At 66.0% G+C, this 16,473-nt stretch carries 17 protein-coding genes; 12 read left to right on the forward strand and 5 right to left on the reverse strand.

Annotated elements, in window-relative coordinates:
* Nucleotides 1-567: 567 nt before the first annotated feature.
* Together A7X65_RS09410 and alr are read left to right on the forward strand one after the other, a co-directional pair.
* A complete protein-coding gene (locus A7X65_RS09410) occupies nucleotides 568-2,079 on the forward strand; it encodes a replicative DNA helicase (RefSeq protein ID WP_063684105.1) in 1,512 nt (503 codons plus the stop codon).
* Between the two features lie 64 nt (nucleotides 2,080-2,143).
* Nucleotides 2,144-3,403 carry an alanine racemase gene (alr, locus tag A7X65_RS09415; RefSeq protein ID WP_430642923.1) on the forward strand — a complete coding sequence of 420 codons (1,260 nt, stop codon included), beginning with the start codon at nucleotides 2,144-2,146 and terminating at the stop codon, nucleotides 3,401-3,403.
* Nucleotides 3,404-3,570: 167 nt separating this feature from the next.
* Here alr and A7X65_RS09420 read toward each other — a convergent pair whose 3' ends face one another.
* On the reverse strand, nucleotides 3,571-3,789 hold the full coding sequence (locus tag A7X65_RS09420; RefSeq protein WP_063684109.1) for a cysteine rich repeat-containing protein: 219 nt from the start codon (nucleotides 3,787-3,789) through the stop codon (nucleotides 3,571-3,573).
* Nucleotides 3,790-3,830: 41 nt separating this feature from the next.
* Here A7X65_RS09420 and A7X65_RS09425 point away from each other — a divergent pair, with 41 nt between their 5' ends.
* The gene (locus tag A7X65_RS09425) at nucleotides 3,831-4,601 is read left to right on the forward strand and encodes an exodeoxyribonuclease III (protein ID WP_063684111.1); all 771 of its coding nucleotides are present in this window, start codon (nucleotides 3,831-3,833) and stop codon (nucleotides 4,599-4,601) included.
* Nucleotides 4,602-4,701: 100 nt separating this feature from the next.
* Here the strand turns inward: A7X65_RS09425 and A7X65_RS09430 are convergent, their stop codons facing one another.
* Both A7X65_RS09430 and A7X65_RS09435 read right to left on the reverse strand, forming a co-directional pair.
* Nucleotides 4,702-5,517, reverse strand: a complete 816-nt coding sequence (locus A7X65_RS09430) for an SGNH/GDSL hydrolase family protein (RefSeq protein ID WP_063684113.1) — start codon at nucleotides 5,515-5,517, stop codon at nucleotides 4,702-4,704.
* A 97-nt stretch (nucleotides 5,518-5,614) separates the two neighbouring features.
* Entirely contained in the window at nucleotides 5,615-5,983 is a 369-nt protein-coding gene (locus tag A7X65_RS09435; RefSeq protein ID WP_063684115.1) for a GFA family protein, read from the reverse strand.
* A 292-nt stretch (nucleotides 5,984-6,275) separates the two neighbouring features.
* Here A7X65_RS09435 and A7X65_RS09440 point away from each other — a divergent pair, with 292 nt between their 5' ends.
* The 9 genes from A7X65_RS09440 (at nucleotide 6,276) to A7X65_RS09480 (ending at nucleotide 13,193) form a co-directional block, all read left to right on the forward strand.
* Complete coding sequence (locus A7X65_RS09440; RefSeq protein ID WP_063684116.1) at nucleotides 6,276-7,016, forward strand: FadR/GntR family transcriptional regulator; 741 nt, start codon at nucleotides 6,276-6,278, stop codon at nucleotides 7,014-7,016.
* Nucleotides 7,017-7,069: 53 nt separating this feature from the next.
* Nucleotides 7,070-7,969, forward strand: a complete 900-nt coding sequence (locus tag A7X65_RS09445; protein ID WP_063684118.1) for an NAD(P)-dependent oxidoreductase — start codon at nucleotides 7,070-7,072, stop codon at nucleotides 7,967-7,969.
* 10 nt (nucleotides 7,970-7,979) lie between these two features.
* Nucleotides 7,980-8,663 carry an amino acid ABC transporter permease gene (locus A7X65_RS09450; protein WP_063684120.1) on the forward strand — a complete coding sequence of 228 codons (684 nt, stop codon included), beginning with the start codon at nucleotides 7,980-7,982 and terminating at the stop codon, nucleotides 8,661-8,663.
* Between the two features lie 7 nt (nucleotides 8,664-8,670).
* Nucleotides 8,671-9,339: an amino acid ABC transporter permease gene (locus A7X65_RS09455; RefSeq protein ID WP_063684122.1), complete on the forward strand. Its 669-nt coding sequence runs from the start codon at nucleotides 8,671-8,673 to the stop codon at nucleotides 9,337-9,339.
* Between the two features lies 1 nt (nucleotide 9,340).
* A complete protein-coding gene (locus tag A7X65_RS09460; protein WP_063684124.1) occupies nucleotides 9,341-10,096 on the forward strand; it encodes an amino acid ABC transporter ATP-binding protein in 756 nt (251 codons plus the stop codon).
* 20 nt (nucleotides 10,097-10,116) lie between these two features.
* Nucleotides 10,117-10,911, forward strand: a complete 795-nt coding sequence (locus A7X65_RS09465; RefSeq protein WP_063684126.1) for a transporter substrate-binding domain-containing protein — start codon at nucleotides 10,117-10,119, stop codon at nucleotides 10,909-10,911.
* Between the two features lie 66 nt (nucleotides 10,912-10,977).
* The gene (gene rpiB / locus A7X65_RS09470) at nucleotides 10,978-11,424 is read left to right on the forward strand and encodes a ribose 5-phosphate isomerase B (protein WP_063684128.1); all 447 of its coding nucleotides are present in this window, start codon (nucleotides 10,978-10,980) and stop codon (nucleotides 11,422-11,424) included.
* 10 nt (nucleotides 11,425-11,434) lie between these two features.
* A complete protein-coding gene (locus A7X65_RS09475) occupies nucleotides 11,435-12,361 on the forward strand; it encodes a ribokinase (protein ID WP_063684130.1) in 927 nt (308 codons plus the stop codon).
* Between the two features lie 106 nt (nucleotides 12,362-12,467).
* Complete coding sequence (locus tag A7X65_RS09480; protein ID WP_063684132.1) at nucleotides 12,468-13,193, forward strand: sulfite exporter TauE/SafE family protein; 726 nt, start codon at nucleotides 12,468-12,470, stop codon at nucleotides 13,191-13,193.
* Nucleotides 13,194-13,203: 10 nt separating this feature from the next.
* Here the strand turns inward: A7X65_RS09480 and A7X65_RS09485 are convergent, their stop codons facing one another.
* Both A7X65_RS09485 and A7X65_RS09490 read right to left on the reverse strand, forming a co-directional pair.
* Nucleotides 13,204-15,267: a putative bifunctional diguanylate cyclase/phosphodiesterase gene (locus tag A7X65_RS09485; RefSeq protein WP_063684134.1), complete on the reverse strand. Its 2,064-nt coding sequence runs from the start codon at nucleotides 15,265-15,267 to the stop codon at nucleotides 13,204-13,206.
* Nucleotides 15,267-16,424: an ABC transporter substrate-binding protein gene (locus A7X65_RS09490; RefSeq protein ID WP_245323361.1), complete on the reverse strand. Its 1,158-nt coding sequence runs from the start codon at nucleotides 16,422-16,424 to the stop codon at nucleotides 15,267-15,269. The genes A7X65_RS09485 and A7X65_RS09490 overlap by 1 nt, the downstream gene beginning before the upstream one ends.
* Nucleotides 16,425-16,473 lie beyond the last annotated feature (49 nt).

Genomic DNA, 16,473 nt, shown 5'->3' on the forward strand with positions numbered 1-16,473 from the left:
TGCTGCCGTTCTGGCCGCATCGCCTGCCTCGTCTTCCCGTTGCGGGTTGGGACAATCCCCTGCCCGCCTGCCTGTTCCCGCCCTACCCCGAAAGAATCCGGGGAGATGTGATCTGCTTCACATAAGTCTGGTCGGGCCTGGCTTAGACCGTCGCCATGAGCAAAGAGACCCGAACCTCATTCGACGTGCAGGACGACCTCCGCACCGATTACGCCCTGATCGTCACGGGCGTTGGGGCGGCGCTGGCTGCGCTGGTCTACCTCCTGCTGGTCTGAAACCGAGCCGAAAGCGGCCGGCGTGCGTCATTTCGCGCGCCTCCAGATGAGTCTGCGCGCCAATCCATTAGGTTCACAGTTTCCGGATTTTTCCGCGGCGCGGCCGAAGCCAAAGTTGGCGCGGACGAGTTCCGCGAAAATCCGTCAAGCGCGGCGCATGCTGCGGCTGCTAATCATCCACCATTTTAACTGAGCGGTTGATAGCGGTCAGCTTTTGCTTCCGCTTTGGAGCGAGGCGGCGCTTTATCCCGGCCCCGCATCTGCCAAAGAAAATTGCTAAGCACGTCCGACCATGGCCCTGACTGATTCGAACGTCCTCAAACTCGCGCCCGAGCCCGGAACTCCTGCCTACCGGAGTGCGCCGCATAATATCGAGGCGGAACAGAGCCTTCTGGGCGCGATCCTGGTCAACAACGATGCCTTCTACCGTGTCTCCGACTTCCTGGAGCCGAAGCATTATTTCGAGCCGCTGCACCAGACCATCTACGAGACCGCCGGCAGCCTGATCCGGATGGGCAAGATCGCGACGCCCGTCACGCTGAAGACCTTCCTGCCCGCCGATACCGACGTCGGCGGCATGACCATCGGGCAATATCTTGCGCGACTCGCGGCCGAAGCGACGACCATCATCAACGCCCAGGACTACGGCCGCACTGTCTATGACCTCGCACTGCGCCGCGACCTCATCGGCATCGGCGAGGACATGGTCAATGTCGCCTATGACGCGCCGGTCGACTTCGCCCCGCGCGCGCAGATCGAGGATGCCGAGCGCCGCCTCTACGAGCTCGCCGAATCCGGCCGCTATGACGGCGGCTTCCAGAAATTCTCGCAGGCGTTGGCGGTCGCGGTCGATCTCGCGGCCAAGGCGTTCCAGCGCGACGGAAAGCTGTCGGGCATCTCGACCGGCATGCGCGACCTCGACACCAAGATGGGCGGCCTGCAGCACTCCGATCTCATCATCGTCGCGGGACGTCCCGGCATGGGCAAGACGTCGCTGGCGACCAACATCGCCTACAACGTCGCCAAGGCCTATATTCCCGAGGTCCAGGCCGACGGCACCACGAAGGCCGCCAACGGCGGCGTGATCGGCTTCTTCTCCTGCGAAATGTCGGCCGATCAGCTCGCCACGCGTATCGTGGCCGAGCGCACCGGCGTTCCCTCCTCCCACATCCGCCGCGGCGGCATCTCGGAGGCCGATTTCGACAAGATCCGGGAGGTCTCGATCGAGCTGCAATCGCTACCGTTCTATGTCGACGCGACCGGCGGCCTGTCGATCGCGCAGCTGATGGCGCGCGCGCGCCGGCTCAAGCGCCAGAAGGGTCTCGATCTGCTCGTGATCGACTACATCCAGCTGCTGTCAGGCTCGGGCAAGCGCGCCAGCGACAGCCGCGTACAGGAAATCACGGAGATCACGACCAGCCTGAAGGCACTCGCCAAGGAACTCAACGTTCCCGTGATCGCGCTGTCCCAGCTCTCACGCCAAGTTGAGTCCCGCGACGACAAGCGGCCACAGCTATCCGACTTGCGTGAATCCGGATCAATCGAGCAGGACGCCGACGTCGTGCTGTTCGTGTATCGCGAGGAATATTACCTCGCGATGAAGGAGCCGCGCCCGGGCACGCCTGAACACGAGAAGTGGCAGCTCGACATGAGCCTTGCGCACGGCAAGGCCGAAGTCATCATCGGCAAGCAGCGCCACGGCCCGACCGGCACCGTGGACCTCGCCTTCGAAGCCTCGGTCACGCGGTTCGGCGACCTCGCGCCTGACAGCCAGATGCCGGCGCGCAGCAGCAACGATTACTGACTTCCTTGAACCAAGGCTGCCTCTTGCGTAAAACGGCGCCATGACAATGGCGTCCGACCCGAAAATGATCCCGCAATCAGGCCTTCTCTCCGCGGAGGCCAATCAGGCTGCCGCACTTGCTGCCTTCGGCGGCGTGCTCACCGTCGATCTCGACGCGATCATCGCCAATTGGCGCAAGCTCGAGAAGACGGCGGTGCCGGCCGAATGCTCGGCGGTGATCAAGGCCGACGCCTATGGCTGCGGTGCCGAGCAGGTCGCGCGCGCACTGAGCAAGGCCGGCTGCAAGACCTTCTTCGTCGCCACCATCGAGGAAGCGCGCAAGGTGCGCGCGGCCGTGCCGGAGCCGACGATCTACGTGCTCGGCGGCTATTTCCAGAACACCGGCGAGCACTACGCCCAGATCAACTGCCGGCCCGTGATCGGCGATCTCAACGAGCTCGCCGAATGGGACGTGTTCTGCCGCCGGACGGGGTGGAACGGCGGCGCCGCCATCCACATCGACACCGGCATGAACCGGCTCGGCCTGACGCTGCAAGAAGCTCAGGCGATCATCCCCCGCATCAACGCCGGCGATCACGGCATCACGCTGGTGATGAGCCATCTGGTCTCGGCCGAGCAGCTCAACAGCCCGGTCAATGCCAAGCAGCTCGCCGCCTTCCGCGGCATCGCCAGCGAATTCTCCGGCGTGCCGGCCGCGCTCGCCAATTCGTCCGGCATCTTCCTCGGCGCGCCGTTCCAGTTCGACCTGGTGCGGCCGGGCGCGGCGCTCTACGGCGTCAACCCGACGCCGGAGGCCGACAATCCGATGCAGCCGGTGGTCGATCTCAAGGCACGCATCGTGCAGATCCGCAATGTCGAGCGCGGCGAGAGCGTCGGCTATGGCGGCACCTGGACCGCGCGGCGGCCGACCAAGCTCGCGCTCATCGCGGTCGGCTATGCCGACGGCTATTTCCGCGCTGCCAGCTCGAACGACGGCACGCGCGGCGCCGAGGTGATCGTCGCCGGCAAGCGCTGCCCGGTCGCGGGCCGCGTCTCCATGGATCTGATCGCGATCGACATCACCGATCTGCCGCCGAACGCCGTGCGGCGCGGCCACATGGTGACGCTGCTCGGCGAAGGCATCACCGTCGACGAGCTCGCGCATCATTTCGGCACCATCGGCTACGAGGTGCTGACCAGCCTCGGCCACCGCTACGCCCGCGTCTACAAGGGCGGCAATGTGGTCGAGCCGCTGACGAAGCCGGAGCCGGCATCGAGCGCCGCCCAGCCGCCCTCGCCGCCGCCGGCCGAGGAGCCCGCGGCCCCGCCGCCGCTGCCGGGCTAAGGGACCACTCTCGTGCCCCGGACACAGCGCGGTGCGCCGCGCTTCGCGGCGTCATGCGCTGCTGAGCCGGGGCCCATTTCTCCAAACTGTCCCCCGTCGCCTTCTGGGTCCCGGCTCTGCAGCGCACCGCTTACGCGCTGCGCCGCGTCCGGGACACGAGCGAAGGACTACTTCTTCTTCCGGCTGTCCAGCGCTGCCTTGCAGGTGGTGCTGAGCTGGTCGCGCTTGGCGTTGAGGCAGGCGACGATGCCGCCGCCGGGCGCGATGCCGGCGCAGAATTTGTCGTAATCCGCCTTGCATGCGCCGCGCGTATCGGCTGACTGTGCCGAAGTGGCCCCGGAGAACGCGACGACGAACGCAATAGCGGCAAAGCTCAATCTGGACATTGTATCTCCGGAAGACGAAAGGCGAGAGCCGGTAGCTCTACATGAAGATCGCGACATTCAACATCAACAACGTCAACCGCCGCCTGCCCAATCTGTTGGCATGGCTGCGCGCCGCAAAGCCCGATGTGGTCGCGCTTCAGGAGTTGAAGGCAAGTGATGGCGAATTTCCGGCGGCGGCGATCGAAAAGGCCGGCTATGGCGCGGTGTGGTGTGGACAGAAGACGTGGAACGGCGTCGCCCTCCTCGCGCGCAACGCCGAGCCCATCCTCACTCGCGACCGCCTGCCGGGAAAGCCTGGCGATCACGAAGCCCGCTATATCGAGGCCGCCGTGCGCGGCATCATCGTCACCAGCATCTACCTGCCGAACGGCAACCCGCAGCCGGGGCCGAAATTCGACTACAAGCTCGACTGGTTCGCGCGGCTCAGGCGCCACGCCAAGACTTTCATCAAGCAGGACCTGCCCGTGGTGCTCGCCGGCGACTACAACGTCGCGCCGACCGGGATCGACATCTATCCGACGCGCTCATGGGACAAGGATGCGCTGATTCAGCCGAAGAGCCGCGCGGCCTTTGCTTCCCTGGTCGAACAGGGCTGGTGCGATGCGATCCGCGAGCTGCATCCGGAGAAACGCATCTACACGTTCTGGGACTACAAGCGAAACCGCTGGCCGCGCGATGCGGGACTGCGGCTCGACCATCTCCTGCTCAGCCCTGCCCTCGTCTCGCGGCTGGCAAAGGTCGGGGTAGACAAGAAGGTCCGCGGCGAGGACGGCGCGAGCGATCACGCGCCGGCGTGGGTGGTGTTGAAATAGCCTCGATGACGGTGCCGTAGGATGGGTAGAGCGTAGCGAAACCCATCGCTGTTCGCGCGTGTGATGATGGGTTTCGCTACGCTCTACCCATCCTACAAGATCAGCGCCCGTAATAGTCCTGCACCGTGTCCCACGCCGCTTTCTGCAGCAGCTCCACTGTCGGTGCATCCAGCCCCGTCGTGTAGGTATTGCCGACGGGCGAGCGCCCCGTCAGCGCGGCGAATGTCACGCAGGCCGCCAGATACGTGCCCGCCAGACTCGGGTGCCGCTTGTCCGGCGCATAGAGATTGAGCTCGGGCTGGAGCTTGCGCACGCGCGCGAAGGCGAGACCGGCGGGAATAACGAGCGCGTCGTTGGCGTTGCCGGCGACCGTATAGGCCTCGGCCAGTTGCTCGGTCATTTCCGGCTTGTCGGCATAGGCCCACGACATGAAGAACACCGGCCGCATGCCATGGGCGCGGACGATCTCGCTGTCCTTCTTCGCGAAGGTCGCGAACGCGTCCTTCAATTGCGGATGGATCGGGCACTGGCTGCAATCCATCATCACGACCACGTCGTACTGCCTCCCGGGCTTGTTGAAGATCACGACGTTCTGCTCGTCAAAGGAATAGGCGCCAAGGCCGCCCGGCCGCAGCAGGTTCTCCATGTCGTGCCAGTCGAGGCCGGAGCCGCCGATGGTCGCCATGGTGTTGCGATAGGCCGCCTTGTTCTCGGGGTCGGCCGCCCGCTCCATGAAGGTGAGATGCCCGGGCATGCCGTTGTTGAAGTAGAAGAAGCTGTTGCCGACGAACAGCGAGGCCTTGGGGAAATCCGGTCCGAGCGAGGTGACCTTCGGCCTGGTCTGCGCCTGTGCATTGAAGCCGATTGCAACGGCCAGACACATCGCGACCATCACTCGCGCAAAAAGACGCATCATGGGTTTCCTCCCCTTTTTCTAGGCCGGAAACAAATCAGCTTTTCAAAATGGCCTCAAGAGGACGAGCGTGCTGCAGCCAAGCGCGCGCCCTCATCGCTCACCACAAATTCCTGCCGTCGATCATGTTCACCGGCACCGCTTCGAGATCGAAGTCGTCGAACAGGCGCGCGTTGACCGCGACCTTGGGATTGTCGAAGTCCGGCTTGCCGCTCGACCAGTCCGGCGATTCCGAATAGGTGCCGCAGCCACAGCTGGCGCAGAAATGATGTTTGACCGTGCGGCTGCCCCAGAGATAGGTCGCGACGTTGTCCGGCGGTGACAGCAGGCGAAACTGCGCCGGCCTGTAATAGGCCCACAGCGCGCCGCGCTTGGAGCAGAGCGTGCAGGTGCAGCGTGTCACGCTGGCGGGCGCCTCCGTCACCTCGAACACCGTCTCACCGCAATGACAACTCGCCTCGATCCGCATGTCCCGTTCTCCCCGTTTGTCAGGAGATGGTCGTAGCCAGCCCCTGCTGCCAACATGCTGTCAGCAGCGCGTTCGTACGCAACGTCGGCGGACGACGTTCCAGGGTCGCCCAAACAAAAACACCAAAAAACAACCCCATGCACAGTAGCCGGCCCTAATCGATTCAAGACCTTAGCGGACGCCCCGCCGAAGACGCCTTTGCCCTCCCCAGTCGGACCCATCTGAGCCCCCTTGACCTCCGCGTCTTGGTTAGCATACTGGTCTGACCAAGATCAGACCAAGCGGGACAGGGATGGAGCTCAAGCGCACAGCCGACGGCGAAAAAGGCTTCGAGAAGGTGTTCGCCTTCCTGCGCGAGCGCCTGCTCGCGGGCTCGCTGAAGCCGGGCGACCGCCTGATCTCCGAGCGCGAGCTCGCCACCCTCCTCGGCGTCAGCCGGCCGATCGTCCGCGAGGCGCTGCGTGCCCTCACCGTGCTCGGCATCGTCGAGATCCGCGACCGCATCGGCACCGTGGTGACGCGGCCGGATGTCTCGGTGCTGAACGACTTCTTCACCTTCGCGCTGGCCCAGCAGGCCGACATGCTCGACGACGTCATGCAGGCGCGCGTCGCGATCGAATGCCAGGCGATCCGCCTCGCCTGCGAACGCGCCAACATCACCGATTTCGAGCGCCTGCAGCGGGCACTGGCCAGGATCGGCGAGACGATCGACGAGGCCGACGCCGGCGGCATGGCCGATTTCGACTTCCACCGCGCCATCGTCGTGGCCTCGCATTCGGAGACGCTGACGGTGCTGCACTCATCGATGGCGGGCCTGCTGACGCATTCCCATCGCAGCCGCCGCGAGCTGGTGCAGGCCTTCCCCTCGATGAAGACCTATCTGATCGACGACCACCGCCGCATCTTCGAAGCCGTCATCGCGCGCGATCCGGAGCGCGCGGACGCGACGCTGCGCAAGCATTTTGCCATCGGCGACGAATACCGCAGGCGCGCCCTCGTCGGCGATATCGACAGGACCAGCGCCTCGGGCTGATCACGGCACACCAGACACCAAGACGCCAATCAATCAAGAAACGGACTGATCGCATGGGACGGAATGACAAGGGCAGCGTCGGCTTCATCGGCATCGGCACGATGGGCCGCGAGATGGTGCGCAACCTGCTGAAGGCCGGCCACGCGGTACGCGTGTTCGATCTCGACGAGGCGGCATTGAGCACCAGCGTCAACGAAGGTGCGGTTCGCGCCAAGAGCCCCGCCGAAGCCGCGCAAGGCGCGGACATCGTCATCACCATGCTGCCCGACACGCCCCATGTCGAAGCGACCATCTACGGCGAGCAGGGACTGCTGAAGTCTCCCCCATCAGGCAAGCTCATCGTCGACATGAGCACGATCTCGCCGGTGGCGGTCCGCCGCATCCATGCCGACCTGCACAAGATCGGCGTCGGCTTCATCGACGCGCCGGTTTCGGGCGGTCCCGTCGGCGCCAAGAATGCCGCGCTCTCGATCATGGCCGGCGGCGATGCCGAGGCCTTCGCGCGGGCCGAGCCGTTCTTCCGCGCGATGGGCACGACCATCACCCATGTCGGCGCGGCCGGCGCGGGCCAGACCGTCAAGCTCTGCAATCAGCTGATCTGCGGCATCAACATCCAGGCAATCTGCGAGGCTCTGGCGCTCGGACGCGCGTTCGGCCTCGATCTCAATCTGCTGCGCCGCGTTCTGCTCGGCGGTTCCGCCGCCTCCTGGATGCTCGACAAGCTCGGCCCCGCGATGATCGCGGGCGATGCCTCCGCCGGCTTCCGGATCGACCTCCAGCTCAAGGACCTCCGCCTGGTGCAGGAGCAAGCGCAGGCGCTGAGCGTGCCGCTGCCGGCCACCGCGCTCGTCACCAGCCAGTACGTCGATGCGCGCGCCCATGGCGAAGGCAGCAACGGCAACCAGGCGCTGTTCCGCGTCTATGACCGCATGACCAACCAGACCACGGGCTGAAGACGCGGCGATGAGCCTCCAACTCGACTTTCCCGCAGTGCTGGAGCGTTGGCCGAGCTTTCTCGCCGGCGCCGTCCTCACGCTGGAGCTTGCGGCCTTCGCGACTGTGCTGGGCGCCCTGCTCGGCACGCTCGCGGCGGTCGGGCGCGGCACGCACAATTCGCTGATCGCGGGCGCCTGCAAGATCTATGTCGAGACCATCCGCAACACGCCCCTCCTGGTGCAGATCTTCCTGGTCTATTTCGGCCTCGCCAGCCTCGGGCTGAAATTCTCCGCCTTCACGGTGGCAGTGACCGCGCTGACCATCAATGTCGGCGCCTACACGGCCGAGATCATGCGCGCCGGTTTCGAGGCGATCCCGCGCGGACAGATCGAGGCGGCCGAAGGGCTGGCGCTGTCGCGGCTCCAGATCTACTGGCACATCATCCTGCTGCCGGCGGTCGAGAAGGTCTATCCGGCGCTGACCAGCCAGTTCGTGCTCCTGATGCTGGCGTCCTCGGTCTGCTCGCAGATCTCGGCCGAGGAGCTCACCGCGGTCGCCAACTACATCCAGTCGGACACCTATCGCGCGTTCGAGACCTACATCATCGTCGCCGTGCTCTACGTCATCCTGTCGCTGGTGATGCGCGCCGGCTTCTGGGGCCTCGGCCTCGTGCTGTTTCCGCGCCGGCGCCGGCTCGGCACACCGCTGTGAGATGAGCATGGGCGGACATCTCAACATCAACCATCTCATGTTCCTCGGCCAGGGCGCGCTGTGGACCATCGGCCTGTCGGTGATCGCGCTGATCGGCGGCGGCATCGTCGGCTTCGTGATCGCGCTCGCGCGGATCTCGCCGCTCAAATCCGTGCGGCTCGCCAGCGCGGTCTATGTCCAGCTCATCCAGGGCACGCCGCTGCTGGTGATCCTGTTCCTCGGCTATTTCGGCCTCGCCGCCATCGGCCTCAAGGTCTCGCCGCTCACGGCCGCAAGCGCCTCGCTGACGCTCTACGTCGCCGCCTATCTCGGCGAGATCTGGCGCGGCTGCATCCAGTCCGTGCCGAAGCCGCAATGGGAGGCCGCCGAAGGCCTCGCGCTGACCCGGACCCAGCGCATGATCAAGGTGATCCTGCCGCAGGCGATCCGCATCGCGACGCCGCCGACCGTCGGCTTCATGGTGCAGATCATCAAGAACACCTCGCTCGCCTCGGTGGTCGGCTTCGTCGAGCTGATGCGTTCGGGCCAGATCGTCAACAACTCGCTGTTCGAGCCGTTCGCCATCTACGCCATCATCGCCGTCACCTATTTCGCCATGTGCTATCCGCTGTCGCTGTTCAGCCAGCGGCTGGAGCGGCGGATGGGGCGCGGCAGGTCCAACCTCGCACCGGCCTGACATGCAGCAGAACTCCTCCTCCGAACCGATCGTGTCGCTCCGCAACGTGCGGAAGAGCTTCGGCCCGCTCGTCGTGCTCGATGGCGTCTCCTTTGCGGTCGAGCGCGGCGAAGTGTTGGCGCTGATCGGCCGTTCCGGCTCCGGCAAGAGCACGGCGCTGCGCTGCATCGACCGCTTCGAGAAGGTCGACGACGGCGAGATCGTCGTCTGCGGTCACCGCGTCGATCGCCCCGACGTCGATCTGCGCGCGCTGCGCCAGGACGTCGGCATCGTGTTCCAGAGCTACAATCTGTTTCCGCATCTCACGATCGAGCAGAACATCACCCTCGCCCCCTGCGCGGTGAAGGGCATGGCCACAGCCGAAGCGAAGGACCTCGCGCGAAAAGTGCTGGTGCAGGTCGGGCTCGAGGAGAAGCTGCACGCCTATCCCGAGCAGCTCTCGGGCGGCCAGCAGCAGCGCGCCGCCATCGCGCGCTCGCTGGCGATGCAGCCGAAGGTCATGCTGTTCGACGAGGTCACCTCCGCGCTCGATCCCGAGCTCACCGCGGAGGTGCTGAAGGTGATCGAGCAATTGGCGGCGGACGGCATGACCATGGTGATGGTCACGCACGAGATGGGCTTCGCCAAAGGCATCGCCGACCGGATCGTGTTCATGCATCGCGGCAAGGTCCACGAGACCGGACCCGCCTCGATCCTGACGTCGCCGACCACACCCGAGCTCACCCAATTCGTGGGAACGGGAAACTTAAAATCATAACAGGGAGAGGAGAACCAAGAATGACCAACAAGACATTGCTGGGCACCGCCGCCGCGCTTTGCGGTCTGATGATGATGGCAATCACGCCGGCATCGGCCGATCTGCTCGACGATATCACGCAGGCCAAGAAGATCCGCATCTCGACCGACCTCGCCATCCCGCCCTCGGGCATGATGGATTCGAGCATGAAGCCGACCGGCTCCGACGTCGAGGTCGCGCAGCTGCTCGCCAAGGATTGGGGGCTCGAGCTCGAGTTCGTCCAGACCACCGGCGCGACCCGCATCCCCAACGTCCTTACCGGCAAGGCCGACATCATCATCTCGACCCTGTCGGTGACGCCCGAGCGCGCCAAGGTGATCGACTTCACCAAGCGCTACGCGACGCTGCAATCCGACATCGGCTGCCTGAAATCGCTCAACGTCAAGGACTGGCCCGACCTCAAGGACAAGGCGATCGGCGTCTCACGCGGCACCACGCAAGACACCACCCTGTCCAATATGAAGGACAAGGAGCTGAAGATCTCCCGCTATGACGACGACGCCACGGAAGTGACGGCGGCCGTGTCCGGCCAGGTCGATTGTGTCGGCACCTCGGCGACGATCATCAACCAGATCGGCGTCAAGAATCCGGCCCGCATCTTCGAGTCCAAAATTCCGCTGGCGACCTTCGACCTCGCCATCGGCCTGAAGAAGGGCGAGCAGCGGTTGATGGACAAGCTCAACGCCTGGATCGCCGAGAATGTCAAGAACGGCAAGCTCAACGCCATCTACAAGAAATTCCACGGCGTCGACCTGCCGGCGGACATGCGTAGCTGAACAGAAGAACGCCGTGACAGTCGCACGCGACTGTCACGGCTATTGCCACATCAAGAAGGACATCACATGCGTCTCGTCATCGGATCCGACCACGCCGGCTGGCCGCTCAAGCAGACCGTCATCGACCACATCCGCAAGCTCGGCCACGACGTCATCGACGTCGGCTCCCATGACGACAAGCCGGTGGACTTCCCCGACATCGCGCGCGCGGTGGCGCAGAAGGTGACCTCGGGCGAAGCGGCGCGCGGCATCATGGTTTGCGGCACCGGCGTCGGTGCCTCGATCGCCGCCAACAAGATGAAGGGCATCCGCGCCGCGGTGTGCCACGACGTGCATTCGGCGCATCAGAGCGTCGAGCATGACGACGTCAACGTCATGTGCATCGGCGCGCAGATCGTCGGCGCCTGGCTCGCCGTGGACCTGGTCTCGTCCTACCTCTCCGCAGAATTCTCCACCGACGAGGATTTCCGCCGCCGCGTCGAGAAGCTGCGCGTCATGGACGAGCACGGCTGACGTCCCGCCCATGATCCTGGTGTTCGGGTCACTCAATATCGATCTGGTCGCACAGGTCCCGGTCATTCCGGGGCCCGGCCGGACCGTGCTCGCCCCGTCCTACCAGACGCATTTCGGCGGCAAGGGCGCCAATCAGGCCGTCGCCGCCGCACGCATCGCCGGACCAGGCCAGGTCCGCATGGCCGGCCGCGTCGGCCGCGATGGATTTGGCGACAGCGCGATCGAGAACCTGCGAGCCAACGGCGTCGATGCGGGCCTGGTTGTCAGGGCCGACGAGCCGACCGGCTGCGCTTTCATCACGGTCGATCAGGCCGGCGAGAATGCAATCACCGTGGCCAGCGGCGCCAATCTGGCGGCGAGCGCGGGTGACCTGCCCGCTTCGCTGTTCGGCGCCGACACGGTGCTGGTGCTGCAGATGGAAGTGCCCTTTGCGCAGGCGCTGGACGCGGCGCGCCGAACGACCGCGGCCTCCGGCACCGTCATCTGGAATCTCGCACCGGTGCCGGCGAGGATGAACAGCGAGATGGTGACCGAGCTTCTCGCCGCCACCAGCTATCTTCTCGTCAACGAGCATGAGGCGCTGGACGCCGCCGCCGCCATCGACTTCGCCGCGTCGGACTATGAAGCAGCGGCTGCGGCACTCGCGAAGGCCGGCAACCTCGTCTGCATCGTCACCGCGGGCGCACATGGCGCAGTGGCCGTCACTGCGGACGGAACCCGTTTGCGCGCGCCCGCGCCACAGATCACGCCGGTCGACACGACCGGGGCCGGCGACACCTTTGCCGGAGCGCTCGCGGCGATGATCCACGAGAAGGTTCCGCTGCAAACCGCTCTTGAGGTCGGATGCGAGGCCGCGGCGCAAAAGTGTCTCAAGCCGGGTGCGCAGGCCGGTATGCCGCTGCGGGGCGCGATCGCTGCGTTGGCGGGGACAGCTTAAGCATCGCCTTCCGCCGTCGTCCCGGCCTTCGCCGGGACGACGGCGGAACAAGTCGCACCACACCGTTCCTCCGGCTACACTTGTCCGATTCCCGGAGCCCCTGCCCTTGGCCTTTGTCTTCGTCCTCACCGTCGGCCTGATCGCGGGCACGATTTCCGGCATCGTCGGCACGGGGTCGTCGATCATGCTGATGCCGGTGCTGGTCTATGCCTACGGGCCGAAGGAGGCCGTGCCGATCATGGCGGTCGCCTCGGTGATGGCGAATTTTTCGCGCATTTTGGCGTGGTGGCGCGAGGTCGACTGGCGGGCCTGCGCGGCCTATTCGATCACGGGCATTCCGGCGGCCGCGCTCGGCGCGCGGACGCTGCTGGCGCTGCCCTCGCATGCCGTGGATCTCGCCATCGGCAGCTTCCTGATCGTGATGGTGCCCGTGCGGCACTGGCTGGCCAGGCACGACCTCAAGGCCAATCTCTGGCATCTCGCCGTCGGCGGCGCCGTCATCGGCTATCTCACGGGCATCGTGGTCTCGACCGGCCCGCTCAGCGTGCCGCTGTTTTTGTTTTACGGCCTGTCGAAGGGCGCTTTCCTCGCCACCGAAGCCGCCTCCTCGCTTGGCCTCTATTTCGCGAAGTCGGTGACGTTCGAACGCTTCGGCGCGCTCACCGGCGACGTGTTCATCAAGGGACTGATCGCGGGTGCCTCGCTGATGTCAGGCGCGTTCATTGCCAAGCGCTTCGTGCTGCACCTGAAGCCGGACGTGTTCCGCCTCTTGATGGACGCGATCATGATCGCGGCCGGGCTGTCGATGCTCTGGAACGCGGCGCAGCCGTAGTTCGCCGCGCTCAGGCGGCGAATTCGGGCGCGATCGACGGACTTTCCGCAACGACGCGGCTCTCGGGCACAGCCTGCCCTTCGAGCCATTGCAGCACGTCCCTAAGCGGCTGCGGCCGATGGTAGAGATAGCCCTGCCCCAGCGTCACGCCCATCTCGCGCATGGCCGCGGCCTGCTCGGCCCGCTCGATGCCTTCGGCGACCAGCGTCAGGCCCAGCGTGCCGGCGAGCGATGCGATGACGCCGACGATCGCCTTGTCTTCCGCGCTATCGGGGATCTCGCTGATGAAGGCCTTGTCGATCTTGACCCTGTCGAGCGGAAACCGCCTGAGATGCGCCAGCGAAGAGTAGCCCGTGCCGAAATCGTCGAGCGCGATGGTGGCGCCGAGCCGGCGCAGGCGCTGCAGCGTCTCGGAAGCGCTGGCGATGTTGTTGATCAGCGAGCCCTCGGTGATCTCGAGCTCCAGTGACGAGGCCGCGACGTCGAAGCGCGCGCAGGTCGCGCGCAGCTCGGCCGCAAGCGAATGATCGGCGAGCTCGGACGGCGGCAGGTTGATCGCAATCCTGATGTCCGGCCTGCCGGCGGCCGCCAGATGCTGCAGCGCGCGGCAGGCGTCGGTCAGCACATAGCGCGTCAGCCGTGCATTGTTGCCGCTGCGCTCGACCAGCGGCAGGAATTCGCCGGGACCGATCACGCCATGTTCGGGGTGACGCCAACGGATCAGCGCCTCGAGGCCGACGACGCCCTGACTCTCGAGGTCGATCTGGCCCTGATACCAGACCTCGAACTGCCCCTCGGCGAAGCCTGCGGGAATGGCCAGCTCGAGATCCCTGCGGCGGCGGTAGTCGCGCTGCAGCGCTTCGTCCAGCACCGCGACCGTACCGGGCGCCTTGCTCTTGGCATGGTAGAGCGCGATGTCGGCCAGCGCCGGCAGATGCGACAATTCGGGATCGCCGGCGCGGCGCACGGCAAGGCCGATGCTGGCCCGCGGCGCGACCTGCTTGTCGTGCAGCCGGATCGGCTCGGAAATCGCATCCAGCAGCTCGCGCGCGAAAGCCTGCGCGGCGGCCGCGTTGCTGACCTCGGGACGGATCACGACGAACTCGTCGCCGCCGAGCCGCGCGACCCAGTCCTGCGGCTCGACCGCTTCGCGCAGGCGTTCGGAAATGTGGACCAGGAAGCGGTCGCCGGCGTCGTGGCCGAAGGTGTCGTTGATGCCCTTGAAGTCGTCGAGGTCGATGAAGCAGAAGGCGATCAGGGAGTCCGGCGAGCCGGCATCGCCGCTCAGGGTCACGAGGCGCTCCGACAGCGAGCGCCGGTTGGGCAGGCCCGTGAGCGGATCGTGCGAGGCCATGTGCCCGAGCCGGTCGAGCGCGCCCGAGGTCGTGTGCTGCATGGCGTTGAAGGCCTGCGCGAGCTGGCCGAATTCGTTGGGCGAGCTGATCTCGGCCGGATAGGCGCGGCCGTCCTGCTTGCTGCGCTGGATCGCCGACATGATCGCCGCGAGCGGCTTGCCGATGAAGATGTTGGCCGAGATGCGCAGCGCCACCACGGTGGCGAGCGTTGCCAGCACGCCGACGACGAGAAGCAGCATCAGCCGGCCGCCGGTGTCGGCATAGACGGGCGCATAGGAATAGGCGATGGCGATGCGTCCGGCCTGCACGGCGATGTTGCCGTTGCTGTACCGGATCGGACGCGAGATTTCCGCGACCTGATCCGAGGGGCGCGCCACCACGCGGGCGATCGCCGCGCCCGTGTCGTCATAGACGGCCGCCGCCGCGATGGTCTCGTCGTGCATGATCTCGTTGAGCACGCCCGTGACCTGGTCGTAACGCATCTTCCAGAGCGGCTCTGCGATCAGCTCGGCGCGGCTCTCGGCGGTGCGGGCAATGCGGGCATCGAGCTGGCGGATCTGCGACCAGAAGCTCGTGGCCTCGACGCCGGCGGAGGCGAGCAATTGCACCAGCAGCAGCACCGGCACCGTGGCCCAGATCATCGCGCGGACGACCGAGCGCAAGCGCCGAGGCGCAGCCTGCGCGTCGCGATCGGGTGTCATTGGCTCACCCTCACGCATCATTCGCCGGCACCGTCAGCACGAGCCAGCGACGAGATGAGCGCATCGAGGGAGAAATCATAGCGGCCGCAGCGCCCCGCTTTGGCCCTGAACCGCGTGAAGTCGATCCGGTCGAAGCGGCGCGTCTTGATGAGGTCGCCCACCGACGCGAGGTTGTCGCGCGTGATCGCGGACGTCCTGGCCTCGACGCGGGGCGAGGCATCGGCGAAATCGCAGCCGTCGGCGTAGTCGCGAAGCAGGACGATGGACCAGCCGCCTAGCAGGAAGTGCCCGCCATCGCTCAGCAGCAGGCGGCCGGCCTTGATCTCGCGCAGCGCATCTTCCGACCAGTTCAGCCCGACCACCTCGATGTTGCGGCCCGGCACGAGGCCGGCCGCGGTGATCGCGCGCAGCGCACCGAGCGCCATCGGATCGTTTCCGGCCCAGACACCTGCGGGGCGGATCTCCTTGCGGGCAGCCCAGCTCAGATAATTCGCGGTGACCTGCTCGGCCTCGGACTGCGTCCAGTTGGCGTACAGCATCCGGTCCACCACGACGTCGGGCGCGGCGTCGACCGCAAGCTTGAGGCCGGCATTGCGCGCGATCGAAGCCGGCGTGATCTCGTCGCCGCCGATGCCGAGAATGTGGATCTTGCCGTCCGGGCTCTGCCATTTCTCGGCGCGCGCCGTGGCGATCAGGGCGTTCGCCATCCGCGCGCCCGCGGTCTGAAGATCGGTCGTGATGTCGCCGAGCCAGGTCGCGAGCTTCGCGCGCGGCGGCCCGAGACGCTTCGCGTCCTCGCCGATCAGCGTGTTCGACAGCAGCAGCGTCTTCACCCCGGCGGCCTCGGCCGCCTCCAGGATCGGAACGGCGGCGGATTCCTCGTTCGAGAGGATGAGGAAGTCGGGCTTGTCGGCGCGTGCCACCACGCCGTACCCGAGCTCCTGCATGATGCGGTAGTTGCGCTCGCTGGTCAGCACCTCGACATGCGCATCGAGCTTGCGGCCGGCGGCCTGCATGGTCTGCGCGACCATGTCCCAGTAGACCTCGCCGGTCTTGCCGGGGCTGACGAAGACGATGTTGAGGGCTTTGGCGTCGGCCGCGACGATATGGCCGGGCGGCGCCAGGACGGCGCAAGCCATGCCCGCGGCGAGCCAAATCCGCAAAAATATCGTCATTAATCGCGCCATCCCGTATCGGTTCCGAAACTGGACCCGTGTCCGCTAA

The sequence above is a fragment of the Bradyrhizobium stylosanthis genome (assembly GCF_001641335.1).
GTDB lineage: Bacteria > Pseudomonadota > Alphaproteobacteria > Rhizobiales > Xanthobacteraceae > Bradyrhizobium > Bradyrhizobium stylosanthis.